The following is a 14,889-nucleotide window of genomic DNA, read 5'->3' on the forward strand; positions in this document are numbered from 1 at the left end:
TATTGTCATTGAGCCAATACAAGTATTTTTGTCACGCTCCAGTATTTCGTTAACCCATGATGTAGGCTTGTCTAACTGCCCAAATGATTTTGATCCCGTCAGTGTTTCGATAACGGATAACCAAGCCTTCACTATAGAAAACGTAAGTATAAACGGCAGTCTTTCATCACTTATTGATGTCGATATTTCTCCAGCAACATCTTCTGAAGCTAAATCAATTCAGGCAAGGTTTAATTGTTTAAGCTTCTCGGCGGGTAGCTTCTCAGGCACTATTACGGCAACTGCTATCAATGACGTTAGCGGTGCCACACAAACCTTTTCGATCAATGTTTCACTTGAGGTGAGTGAACAGGAATTACCGATTAACTTGTCAACCAGCAGTATTTCATTAACTCATACTGTCGGCGAAAGTAGTTGCCCAGATGATTATGATTTGGTTATTGCTGAATCTGCGCTTGATGAAGACTTTACGATTAAAGATATTCAAGTTTCTGGTGACGTTGCAAGCAGAATAGACGTTGATGTGACGCCCAATACACCTAATTTCACACAAACAATTGCGGTCTCATTCAACTGCAGTAACACGATCGTTGGTAATTTCAGCGGTACCTTGACCATGACAGCCGAGGACGTTGCTACTGGGCGAGAAAAGCAATTAAGTTTGCAGATCAATCTAAGTGTTAACAGTGTTCCTTTTAATATTACCCTTTCTAATTCAAGTCTTATTGATGAGCATGTGGTGGGCACTGACGCATGTCCACAACTAATCGGCGATGTTGAAATTAATAGTACTAGTTCAAAAGATTTTATTATCTCAGGTTTAAGCGTTTCGGACAGTTCAGTGGCAAATGTGATTGAGGCGCAAACCCTTTCAAATAGCCCTAGTACCTCACAGACTGTCAGGGTTGAATTTAACTGTGATGATGCAACAAATAACGTTTATCGGGGAACCGTGAGTGGTAATGCAGAGCACCCATCCACTGGCGAATCGATCAGTTTTGAAATAGACATTGAATTTGAGGTTAGCACCCCTCCCATTGATTACCTAATTGATCCAAACCCAGTGCAAAATATATACACTGTCGGCAGCAGTAATTGTCCAAGCAGGTTGACTGAAGTAGTACTGCAACACAACAATAACGAAGACCTATTGTTGGCAGAGGTGCAAATGATTGGGACGCTATCCTCAGATATCAATTTATCCTTTGAACCTTCACTAGGAAGTGAAGATTCTCTGCATATTATTTATGTAACTTTTAATTGTAACGACTTAACGCCAGGTATTCGCACGGGAACCATTACAGGTGAGGTCGAAGAGTTTGACACTGGCATCTTTGAGACATTTACTGTTGATGTGACATTGGAAGTTGTAGATGGCGTGCGATTGCGACTAGGTGTCGTGGAATCGAGCTTAGGCAGCGGTTCTTCATTACCTTCCCAAGCGGTTAACAATGAGCTACTTGATTTTTCAGCCCAAGAAACCAAACCAGAAGTAATACCTGAGTTAGTGACTCAAAATAGTGAAGGTACACAAACAAGCAGGCCTAACGGCTTGATTAGAAAACTTCCAAATGATGAGCCAGCCTTAACTCCTCGAAAAACAAGATCTGGCACCTTACTCTCTACAGAATTAGCATCAGAAGAATTAGCGGAACTAAAAGAGGTATTACAAAATGCCAATGTTGAACCTACCCTTGAAGCAGCGCCGAATGATGGGAGCCCAATTCAAAACAACGAAGCAACAGAGACAAATAACGAATTGCCCCTGATTGAAGAAAATAGCACACAATCTGGTTTTGTGGTGCAACGGGTTGAACAGAATCGCAGTATCAACATTAGCGATCAAGCTAATCAACGTCAAAACCTAAGAGCACAGAAACTTCAAGCCGATCGGCTAAGTGCAGAAAAGCTAGAGTCTCGAAGGCTTCAGGCTAACAGTCTAAGTACTAAGAATATTAGTGCTGATTCACTTTTTGATAGCCAGAACCAAAGCCTACAAATTATTGAAGATAGACAAAATGCTTTACAACAAAAATTCCAAGAAAGAGAAGCACGGGCTGCCCAATTTCAACAAGACAGAATCAATAACTGGTTAAAGCGAAACCGATTACAGCGCATTGAATCAACTCAAAAAGAAACCAATGCTTCTGAGGCGCAAACTCAACAGAGCCAAGGAGCAGACGATGACAAATAAACTGCTCTATTTTTTAAGCTGTAGTTTGCTTTTATTTTTCTTAACAAGCAGCAAAGTCATCGCTCAAAATGAAACGTCGAATACACCTGAATGGTGGCAAACACTAGGCTTGAAAGGTTTAGATATTGCTCAATCGTCCAATGATGACCTTTGGGTAGTGGGCTTGGATGGTCGCGCGTACCGTTTTAATCCTGAACGATCAATTTGGATCCCTTGGGGTAATTTGCAGAACTTAGTCAGAATTGATGTTGCACCTAGCGGATGGGCTGTTTCTATTGACGCAAGTGGGAATACGTTTTTATCGCCTGTTGACAGTAGCGGCAGATGGCAAGCGCTAAATATTAGCGCCAGTGATGTGGGAATTGCCAATGACACAATCTGGTTGACGGGCTTGGATGGTATTATTTATCGCTCCATCACTGATGACAATGGGCAGCTTTCGTTTGAAACGATTCGTTTATTCGCCTCTCGAATAAGTGCGTTAGACGAACGGACTGCTTATGCGTTAGACCCATCTGGGAGCGTAATAAAAATTGAAGGAAATGATGCTACTCAAGTTGACAACCTGCCAAATGCGAGCGATATCGCAGTAGGGTCTGAGGGCAGTATTTATTTAACTGCATTAAATTTTCACGATGTTAGCGCGGGCTTTAATGTTTACCAGTATTCCTTGAAATCAGGTGTACTGAGTACGCTTGATTCTGAGCTAATCGCTATCACCGCTGGCGCTGATGATGTCTTATATGGATTAAATCAATTCCAATGGGTGGTCGATAACCCCGGTTCTGCAAAGTCAAATCAAAACCAGTTGTTTACTTTTCAAGATATCTTAGGTGAGTCTCTTACTTTACCTGCAGGCTTAGGTAGTGCTCAAGTGAGTTTATCTGCTCAAGGTGAACTCTTGGTAGGCGAAACCACTTTAAATGGTAAGCAAACCAAAGTAGCAATAGCGCAAACTTCAGGAATGCGGCACCCCAATATATTTTTCATGCACAAGCGCTTTGAACTTAGTGAGTATATTCCTGACATAGAAAAGACCGCGTTTGCAGAGGTCAGTAAGTTTGAGGACGCTGTTTTCAGTATCATTCCCACTGCCAATACGCTTATTGCTCTGCCGAATGAAACACAAATAGCGATTAATGCCTATTTTGATACCCAACACAACTTCGCGTTGCAGGAAAATGGTAATTACGCGTTATACGCACAAGCTGATCTGAATAATTTGCCAGATGGGGCATTGTTTGCACAGCTGATGCAGATGAGTTCAACATCGATTGTTGTCAATTCGGCGCTGCAAAGTTCAATGTTTAATAATGTGAGTTATCGCGATACACCAGCGTCAGCTTTTGTTGAAGAAGGGGACAGAAGCCTAGAAACGCTAAAGCAGTATTACGGCGACTTTATCGTTGATGGTCTAGACCTTTACGGTATCTCTGATAATTTGATTGGCGAAAACATAGCTGGTTTGCAAATCATTGATGCTCAGTGGGCAATCAAGCTATCTAGTGCGCCTGCGGTAGGCGTTTATGTCGATGCTGAGATCAATTTAGACAAACAGTTGGTAAACGATTATTCACTTGCTAGTACAATCAGTTTGAGCAACTTACGCTTAGCGTTGGACCCTTTAGCAAATAAAAAACTGAATATCAGCGGACTCGTCAGTGCCGAACAAGCAAACGGAGCACACCAGTTTACTGATATTAATTTAAGAGCTTTAGACTTTAGCGCCGAATATTACTTGCCATCTGCAGAAGGCTCACAAGCAAACAATACTTTATTAATGACAGGACTTGCCGATTTCAGTTCAGCTGTCGATCCCAGTATTTCAAGGGAGCTTGCGGTGCTGGTCGAGCTAGAAATGGACGCCAGCAGTAAAGAGGTCACACCAAATATAGTTATAGATACAGGGCTATATCTGGCCGATCTCACCGGTTTAGATATTCCCGTTGTCAATCAGCTTGCCTTGACGCAAGTGCGTTACTCACCTGCATTAGTCTCGGCAAATGCTCAAATCGGTAGTGATGATATTGTCATTGCTCGCTATGAGCCACCTTCATATCAAGCGCCTTTATTTTTGTTTTCGCAAAATGCTTTGCGCCTAGAGGCATACATTCCAGAGCTCTCAAACACTCCGTTTTCAGGCGCTTTAATGAACAATGCGAGTGTGTTTGCGCGCGGTCCAGGAGTTGACACCTTGACGTTCGCGAGCACAGAAGATTTACCAGAGTTCATCAAAAATGGATTTTCGGCAAACAGCCAATTATTTCCACTTGAAATACCGCCCGGCGTGACTGCTATCGGTGAATATGTATTAAGTCAAAATGCGGATAAGTCGGAATTAAATGCCTTGGGTGTCCAGTCCAATAGTTATTTTGGTAAGGCGTTTTTCGATTTAGCTTTTTTAGCTGAAATGGATTTTGACGCGATAGACAACCCTGCAAGATTTTCAACATTTCTCACAGACTTTAACTTTGATATAGAGTTGTTTGTCGGAGCATTTGATATTCCGGGCTACGAAAATATTATAAAAGCACAAGCAATGTCCGCCCAGTTCTCACGTGAAAACCAGCAGTTTTATTCGGGGTTAGTGGGTACGATAGATTTGTTAATCCCCCAAGAAGGCAGTGATACTGAACCTTTTACTTTGAGCACTTCAGGTAAAATCCAAGTCACCGAACAAGCAGAAAACATTACCCTTCAAATTGCTGCATCTACCGCTTTTACTCAGGTCGACGCGAGTGCTCTAAGTTATCAAGCAATAAATGACATTATTGTATTAAGTGCTCAAGCCAGCGACAAATCAAAAAATAAGGCGACTCAAAACGCTTGGAAAAGCGCGTTTGGTATCGACATGTTATCAGTCAATCAGCTTGCCTTTGTTAGTAGACTTGATTTGGCATCAGAGAGTAAAACGCTGAAATTGGATACATGGTTAGATGCAAATTTAGGTAGCGAACCGATAGATGCGATTGGCTCGATTTTGCTTGAAGAAGATACGCAAAAGAATGTCTCATTAAACGCGCTAGATTTCTCGATTCCGGGGCCAATTTTGGTGGGCGGTTTACCGAGAATGTCTGAAATCCCAAGCGTGTCTCAATGGCAATTTAAAGACATGCAGCTAACACTTGACTCTCTTTCTGCAAAGTTTGATTGGACTCAAGAAAATATGCAGGGCAGAGCCTTGCTGAAAGAGTTACCAAAGGTATTTGAAACTGAAATTGAGGCAGGGCGAGCAAGTGAACAGGGGATAATGTCAGATTATGAACTTTATGTCGCGTTTTCAAAATTCAAAGCAAATATGCTTTATCCTAATGAACTACCTATGCAATTGGGGCAGCTGGAAAGCGCCGAAACGGTACTGGCTTTTAGAACAACAGAAGCATTTTCAAGTGATATCTTAGGCTTAGGATCAAAGGTAGCAGATCTCTTCTCAGGTCTTATTCAACAAGGCTCTTTTGATTATGATTCGCAAATCGATTTAGTAAAAGGCGTTTCATGGTTTAGTTCTACCGAACTGTCTAAGTTACCGGACAACACTAATACTGCTTTTCTTAAGCAAGTCTTAACCAAAGAGCTTGGGATAAATGAACCGATTATTTTTTATGGAACGGCTACTGCGCAAGAAAATGCTTTGCTAGTTGATGCCAGTCTTCAAATAAAGTCTTATGGTTTGCCGGGTGTATCCAGAGAGTTTGTGAATTTCAAGGATACTATTATTAACCTAAACAACCTTGATGATAGTAATACACTCAAGATTACTAGCTTGGGCGAGGTTTCTCACCCCGACACAAATGCAATGTTGGCGTTGAACGGTGAAATCAACGTTACTCAGCATGCAGTAGGTCACCTCCAATATAAAGCCAATCTGAAAACCGAACAAACGTGGGAAAACCCGCTTGGGATCCCACGTCTAAAGTTTGGTAAAATGGAAGTCCAGATGGATTTGGAAGAAAACGCTCAAACAAACACCGGTAGACTTGCATACAATATTTGTGGCTTGGGTGAATATCAGCAAACCAAAGATACCGAGTCGCTAGTCGGCGGCTATAACTGTGTTGAGTTTGAGCCGATGGATCTAACCTTGCCTATCAATGTTGAAAACGTCAATCCGAGTTTGGATGGTGCAATCCTATCCATCACATTTACAGACCAACTGAATATTCCATTAAACGTGCTTAGTATAATGCCGAGCTTAAGTGCATTGGATGGAAGCGCACTAGCAAATCTCTACCTTGCTCAAAAAGAGATTACTGAAACACCTGCTTATCAGTCTATTGATCAGTTTTTAGATAATGCTCACTTTGGCCTAAGAAAGATTTATTTGTCGCAAAGCGCGGCCTCTTTTGACGGTGAGCTAAAGCTAAATGAATTCTTATTGTCTGGTCGGGCGACGTTTTTAAGCAATGATGTTCCATTGAACAACATTGCTGTTGCGGGTAGCACAGTTAAAAAACAAAGCTTTTTCATGCGCACTGATCGCAGCGTAGAACTGGCAAAGCTCTTGCCAAAACTCAGCCCTTATGCTGATTTCGATATACCTCAAGGGATGTTCATTATCAGCAATCAAAGCATCGAAGAGCTGGGCTTAAGTGATATTCCAGATGAGATTTATCAAGATTTATTCACGGGCTTAGTAGACGCAGATTTAGCCAAATACCTTAATGTTGAAGCAGGGATTTCCTTTGTTTCAAAGATAGTTAGTCGCGACTTTCCAAGTTTCGTCCAACAGGATTTACTGGATTACTTCTCTGCGACAGAACCGATTTTGGTTGGCGGAAGAATAGAAGGGCTGTTTACGCCAGAAGTGCAATCGGGTAGCGATATAACGCCACTGCGCTTATCCGGCTTTAGCCAGATCCAAGGGGTGGCTATCCCTACTTTTGCGATGAACTTCATTGATATCAACGATCTTGATACCTCCTTATTTTTTGATGTGAAGCTATCTGACATCGAGCAAAAGATCCCACCCACAGTAAAGCTGCTAGCTAAGATAAAAGACAGCACTATCGAGCAAGGCAGTGATTTTAAACTTAACCTTTACAATAGCCAATTAGACTTGGGCATTAGCAACGAACTCGCCTTATTTATTGATACCGATGCGCGTTTATTACTCAACCGTTCAACAAATCAATCTGACGAAAATGCTCAAGCTAATATTCAATTCACTGGCACGATGCAGTACAACAATACATTTGCCGACCCCACTAAAAAAGAGTTTACCGCCAACTTAAAAACTCAAGGCTCATGGAACGAACCGCTGCAAATTCCGAATCTTCAACTGAGTCAATTCTCACTAGAGATACAGCGGCAGCAAGCTGCTGATACCAACGTTAATGACCTTAAAATCTGTGGCGATATGCTTTATCGAGTCTCCACTACGCCAGTGGATGCAACTGGGTGCATAGCTGTGGGGGCGCGAGATAAATATATTGCAGAGGTCTTGTTTAACCAGCCTTTGTCTATTCAGTTAGCGGAGTTTTTGAAGCTAACACAGCTTGATACTAGCAATGGAGTTTGGCAGAACACCTTGCTGAAAAGTGCTAATGATAGCAAGGTAACATTCAATCAACTCTATTTCTCTCGCAATGCACTAGTCGATACCACTAGCGATGATGCACTTGCCAGCTCTCACACCATGGCGTTTAAAGGTTCAGTCAACTTGTTGGGGCTTCGCTATGACGGCTTTGTCAGTCTTATTAATAAAAATGGCGCAGATGCGTTTTTGTTACGCAGCAATTCACCTATCAACTTAAGAGAATTGATGCCCAACAATATAGAGGCACAGGGGTTTGAGCTTCCACAGAGTGTTTTGAGTATCGCTGATGGTAAATTGGCCGATTTCTCATTGAATAACATGCCCCAATACTTAGCTGATAACTTATTTAAGGGAATTTTAAACTCGCAACAAGCTGATTTTGTGAGTGTGGATTCTGGTTTGGGTATCGTCGCACGGCCTTCACCTGAACAACTGCCATTGAAAATAAAAGACGCATTAAAGCCATTTTTAAACCAAGAGCAGACAGTATTGCTATCGGGCACTTTTAATGGCTTTTTTACAGAGCCTCTAGAAGATGATGTGATTAATTTACTTGCCGCTGTCGATCAAATTGATCTTCCGGTCTTACCTAAAGGACTATTTGAACTCAAGGATATTAGCGCCGAAGTACAAGTGAGTGTGCCACGTTTTCAAGAACCTAGTGTTAAGGCAATTGCTCGTCTACCCAAATTTTCACCCCCGCAAATTCCCCCATCCTTGGTGAGCTTTTTTGATACGACGATTGATTTGAGTTTAAGTGATGAAAACTCAGTGTTGATCAATACCCAGGCTAATATAAAACTGCCTGAAACAAGTCAGCGTTTAGTCGTGGTTGGCGCGTTAGGTTTTGAACTGATTGGCAATGATCAAGTGCTCGAATTGGCACTTAGTTCCGATCAAACTTGGTCTGAACCGCTTGGTATTCCTAGTATCTCTTTTGGCGAATTAGAAAATAATATCGCGTACCAAAAAATCAATAACCAAGAAGATCTGAAGCTTGAGTACTGCGGCGCAGGCTCAATAAAAATTAATACTTCAATTCATGCAGGAAAAGGCTGCGTTGACTTAGCGTTTGATATCACTGGTGGCCGATCAGCTAGCAAAGATACGGTGCTTTCAATAGAATTTTTGGACCAAAATGGAGATCCCGAAGATCTATCTATTCCCCTAACAGATATGCTGGTGGGTATGACTGATTTGCTGGTACAAAGCGCTCAAGAAGCCGGTGGAGACGAGCAAGAAAACAAAAGCGTTAGCCTTGGCGATATGGGTATTCCAGATACTACTGTTCTATTATCAAAGCTATATATTGCCAAAGATACTTTTGGTTTCGACGGCGGGTTAAGTATTGCGAATAAAGCGCTGAGCGGCAGTGGCTTTTTTGTTAACAAAGAAAATAACCTCGCTTTATTCATGCGAAATGACAATCCTTTTAAGCCTAGTGATTGGCTGCCATCTGAACTTGTTCCAGACCAAGACTTTGCGGTACCTCGTTCAGTTTTCACCTTTAGCTCAAAGGCCTTTCCTAACTTCGAGTTAGACAGTATTCCAGACAAGATCAACAAAACATTGTTTGCAAACATTTTATCGCTAGAAACTAGCCAAAAACTCAGAGTCGAAGAGGGTATTGGCTTCGTGATGAAAACGACAACTAATGTCTTTCCTGCCCCTGTTCGCACGGTAGTTGATGATGTGTTCAACTTGGATTCTGAATTTATTTTGGGTGGAAGCCTTGGTGGGATCTCGGGTGGAGAAAAGTCTGCGTCGTTATATACTGAATTTACTGGCTTTTCTCTCCCTGAACTTCCAGCCGATATTATTAAGGTAAACGACAGTGACCTGCGGCTCTTTGTCAAAAAAGTAGTGGGTGCATCAGTGATTGTCGGCCTTGATACTTCCGCCGAAATAAAAGTACCAAAATTAGATGAGCCCGGGAAAACAGACACGGTTGATACCACACTAAGTCTCGAGTATGACTTAGCGAATGTCGGCGCTCCTTTCACTTTAAATGCAACCGTCAACGGCACATGGGTCAACCCCTTCGGCTTTGATGATACGACTGTGAACGATACAACAATTAGCATTGGTCCGGCAGCAAGTGGGATTAGAATAGGTATCGACACTGAGAATGCAAACTTCAAAGGGCGACGCTTTCATCTGACCCTAGACACTGTTTGGGCTGGGGGCGTGCCTACTCAATTAGCTCTCTTATTTGGTAAGCCAAGTGATGCACCAGATTTGTATATCACTCCTGTGATTCAAGCTGAAATCTATGCCAATATTTTAAAGTTAGGCTTTGCTGGTGGTTCAAGCATCCTAGATAATGCCACGTCGCTCGCACTTAAAGAGCTTGAGCAACTGAATATGCAAAACGCAAATGTCGTCAAAGACAACGTAGTGCGTGGTATTCAAGCGCTCTCCAATGCTGCTAATGCAAGCAGTGATGGGGCGGATAGCCTAAGTGGATTGTTAAAAAATTCGCCTCTGGCGATGGTTGCCATTAAAAATCCACAAATCTACTTCGCAACGCCCGGTAATGCACTTCCTGCAAAAGACGGTATTGAAAGGCCACCTTTAGGGTTAGGTTTATTTGCTCAGGGGTCACTAATACTCGATTTAGGGCCTTATGAAACTGAAATGGCTTCAGGGATTTCAAAAGTTAATCTGTTAGAAGGTGTCTATGTGAGTGGCCGAATAGACGGCAAAACGCCGTTTAACGGTACTTCACTCACGGTAACGGGGAATCAGCCCCTTTTCGGTTTGATCCCTAGTATCAGCATGAAAGGCACAATTACAGCGCCAGGCTTTCAAATGCTAGAGTTTCCTGCGCTCATCAGTGGTGATTTTAACTTTAGTAAGCCGGTTACCTCAGCCACAGTGAATATGTCTGGCGACGTCAATATTGCAGGAGGCGCGGTTTCTCGTTCGTTCAGCGGCAGTATCAGCCCAACAAGGTTTGAAGTAAATTCTAGCCCTGACGGATGTATCGATATACCTGTGCGGGTTGGTGTTGGATTGACCATTAACCCTGCCTCACCTTGGTCGATCATTCATCCAGATATCTTAATTAATAATGGTATCTATCCAGCGCCACCTGATGTGGTGGGGTGTTTAGGCGAATTAGGTGAGCAGTTGGCTAAAGCGGGTGAGAAGCTAGGTGAAGCAGGTGCTTATGTCGGCGGTAAAGGTCTTGAATATGGGCAGCAGGGTTTCACTTTTGTGATGGGAGGAGCAAGCGCTGCATTGGGACTTGCAGGTCCGTTAGGTAGTGAACTTGGTAAAGCCTTAGCGGCTGCTACACAAATCACAAATGAAAGCCTTGACGCTATTCGTTCGGGTAATGTTATTGCGATTGGTGCAACAGTCGGTGCCGCTTTAAGTAATCTAGGAAGTGCTTTTGCTGACTTCTTTTCTGGCGGTCTGTTTGATGATGACGATCCCCCGCCCACCTACCCACCGCACCCGCAAGCTTGTAAAGATGATTTTTATTTTAATCAAACATTTAAGCAGTGCTTTCACAAAAACATGATGGTGTTTGAGCACACTGGCAACCCAGGGGCCCAACCAAGCTGTTTACGTGCAAGAGGAGAATCTTTGGATGTCGTTAGGTGTAACGGACTAACCGATACGCAATTTATCCTTAACGATAAAACCCAGCAAATAAAAACAGCGCCTCACTACTGGAATGCGCTAGCTTCTTATTATCCTGCTTCAGATACAAAATGCATGGTAGCAGAAAATAACGGCCAAACGGTCGATGTCAAACTTGTATCTTGTAATTATAGCAGTGCCTTACCTCATAGCGATGAATGGACTTATACTGCAAATGGCGAGTTAGTCACCATCGTCGGCTCACAACAACTTTGCCTTGATACGATCAATGGTGCAGAGGAAGGTTGGGCCAGTATGAGAGCTTGTAATGCAATCGGTGAACAAGCTAATACTAATCCTCTTAAGTGGACGGGTAGTGCATATTTCCCTGATTACGCGCGTGCATATGGCCATGGATATCGCGGTCACTTGAAGTCTCCGCACCCAGCGCTTCATGACAAGTGTATGGGACCTGCTCATCGCCATATGGAAATGAAAGATAGTTGTGGCCAAGCAAACAATTTGTGGCGACTCAATTATTACAATGACAAAGAAGTGCAATTGGTTTTTCCAGATAAGCTAGATGGAACGGCATTTTGCATGACTAAACATGGTCCTGAACTAGAAGGGGGGACCTTTGAAGCAGTCGGTTTCCATTGTGCACCAGTGGCCGATACTCAGCTGTTTCACTTAGCGCCAGTATCAAATTTCAATAACTTTGATCATGCCGACCCCGGCAGAGGACCAAGAGAGGGTGCTTTTGTAGTTAAAGTACCCAATGAAAACTTGTGCTTGCAGTACCGCAATAGCAGTAAAAAGTTTGACCGCTTTGGTCCCTGTCAAAATGGGGCGTTGAAGAACTTTATTTTTGAGCCCAATTCACGCATTAGACGAGAACTAAGAGAAGACGCTGAAAGACAGGCAAGTGAAGCACTTCTGGCGCAACAGGCACAACAAATCAAATCAGGGCATATCGAAGCTAATAGAACAGCGTTAAGGTTTGTTGAATCTGGAGCTTGTTTAGCTTTCATGTCACGTTCGCAATGGTTGGCAACCGGTACTCAAGAACCGATTAATCAAAAAGCATCCAATGGTAACTTATGTCCCAGTGCATATAGTATGAACCTAAGTGAGTTTGGTGCAGGTTATCGAATTGAAACAAGTCAAAACAGGTGCTTGACGCTCACTCCGCGCGGTAATATTAGGGTGGAACCTTGTGTATTTACACACGCTAATCAAGTGTGGCAAAAGCACATATTTGAGGGCAGTGAGGGCGCATTTGCACTTATCGATGCTGCTTCAGATCAGTGTATAACCTTTAATGGATCAAATCGCCCACTTACTATGAGTCAGTGTGGGCAAGCGTCTCAGTTACTTAAACACGAATTTAGTATCAAAGACCCAGTAGAAAACACTATCGATATTTCGTCATTGCAGCGAACAGAATTATATGAACAAGCTTTAGCAATGGGGCATTCTCAAGACGTCAGCATGCAAGTGATCAACCTCAACCATGAAAAATGCTTGTCAATTGAGCCAGATGAAATGTTCTATCTAAATGGTCGCAGCGAATTGCTATTCAAAGATTGTCAGTATGAATATTTTAATGCCTTAGAAAAAGAAAATGCCATTCGATTCTTAGACGCTACGGACACCCCTGAACCAGATGATGTCAGAATATTTAGCGACCAACTACAGCTTTGCTTGGGGCTACCCATCAATACATTAGTTAATGGCGAACACTTTGTAGATCTGCCGCCTAATGAATATGAAAACAAGCAAGTAGGTTTAGTCGCCTCTTATTGTCAAAACCAAAAGGTGGGGCAAGTATTTAAAAAATTGCCTAATCCAACAGGCGATGGTTTTAGATTGGTCAATAACAGTTTAATCACTAGTGATATTGGTGCGCCAATGTGTATTAATACTCAAGCATCTAGTGATTCTTCTTTTGCGCAGTACCCAGTTTTTGCTTCACCATGTACTAACGCTGCCGATGTGTTTAGTTTTGGTGAAGCATGGCTTGTTGATGAAGCTGTGTCACCAATTATTGTGGCGGCTCAAGCCCCCTACTTAACAGAGAAACCCAATTATTCCGAAATCAATGTTGAACCTACAATGGTTAAATTGGGCTTTCACCCTCGCTTTAATGGTTTTGGCAAGCTATCAATCTTAGGTAATGGGGGAGATTCGCAAATATCAGGCTGTCTAGTAGGCAAACAAAGCGCTGAGTTTAGGTTTGGTGATGATGATAACGAATCGCGCTCAAGAGCTGGACGAGATTCTTGTGATCAAAACTCTGGACGTGACGCGTCGATTGCAATACTCAATTCAGAACGCAATGACGGCACGGTAAGAGTCTATTTTGAAAACACCGAATTGTGTCTAACCTTAAACGAACAAAGTGATGAAAATCCACAGGGACTATGGACACTTGACACATGTGAGTTTGGAAACAACAGTCAGATATTGGCGCTAACAATCAATAATGCAAACACACGACGTGGTATTCCTGAAAATATCTCCTTTAGAAATATGAGTGGTAGTCGGTCAATTTATCTAAATAATAATAACGGAAGGGCATTACTTTCTCGTCAGCCAGGAGGCGGAGGTGCCAGACCGAGTTATGTATTTAAGCGAACGCGAACTTCTGACTTTAACTTAGAATTTATCCGAACACCTGAGGCACCAGGTGATAACGCAGCACAAATGAATCCAGACGTTTTAGCAAGGGCTCGTCAGGCTGCGGCGACAGAGTTTTCAGATGAATTTAGTATGCAATTCGAATTGCCTAGTGGTGAAGGTATATGTTTGCGAGTTCAAGAAAATGACGATATCACCAAACAACTTAGGTTTGCTAAGTGCAGAGACAGTGACCAAGCCTTAGAAGCTGGCAAAGCATTTAAAGTGTACGAAGCTGAGCAAGAGGATACCTTTAGAGTGCACTCTGATGCGTTTGGTCAATGTTTAACGATGCCAATTTATAAGCAAGGCGCTGAGTTGCAGTTATTTGATATGCGCTCGCAACAAGAAAAAGAGCAGATAAAAGATATTTGCTTACAAGCATCTGAAGAGCGAGGTAATTGGAAGAAGAATCAGCTGTTAGCAGGTCTACAAGTGAATCTACTTTCTGGCTATACGCTAACTTCAAATCAGGTGTGCGATGCTTATTCATTGACGCCTCCTATCATTTTGGCAGACTGCCAAGAAGATCATCCTGGTCAATTGTGGTCGCGTACAGCGGGCAAACTGCACATAGACTTTGATAATGTTGAATATTGTATGGATTACCGCATTGATCAAGAAGGCGATGAGTTGGTGCGAAGCTTGGTAGGAAATCGCTGTAAATTTAATACAAATACTATATTTGGAGTAAGACCTACACCACGTTACAACCTGATTGAACCGTTTGTTCATTCTCCCGCTGAGGTTCCCTTGTCTTTTTCTCCTGTTTTTACGGGACAGTAGGCTTAGCATGTTAGTCTATTTTGGTTGATGAGTAATTGATTACCTTAGACACCAAAAGATTTAAAAAAGATAAATCATTTGGCCTTTTAAGCAAAAGCCTGCA

Annotated in this window: 2 protein-coding genes; both read left to right on the plus strand. The window is 42.5% G+C overall.

Annotation, left to right across the window (positions count from 1 at the left end):
- A partial coding sequence (locus KUL10_RS18625; protein ID WP_158525372.1) for a hypothetical protein occupies positions 1-2,194 on the plus strand: 2,194 nt, incomplete at its 5' end.
- Entirely contained in the window at positions 2,184-14,786 is a 12,603-nt protein-coding gene (locus tag KUL10_RS11210; RefSeq protein WP_110429033.1) for an RICIN domain-containing protein, read from the plus strand. The genes KUL10_RS18625 and KUL10_RS11210, both read left to right, overlap by 11 nt.
- The last annotated feature ends 103 nt before the right edge of the window (positions 14,787-14,889 follow it).

The sequence above is a fragment of the Glaciecola sp. KUL10 genome (assembly GCF_003203515.1).
Lineage (GTDB): Bacteria > Pseudomonadota > Gammaproteobacteria > Enterobacterales > Alteromonadaceae > Glaciecola.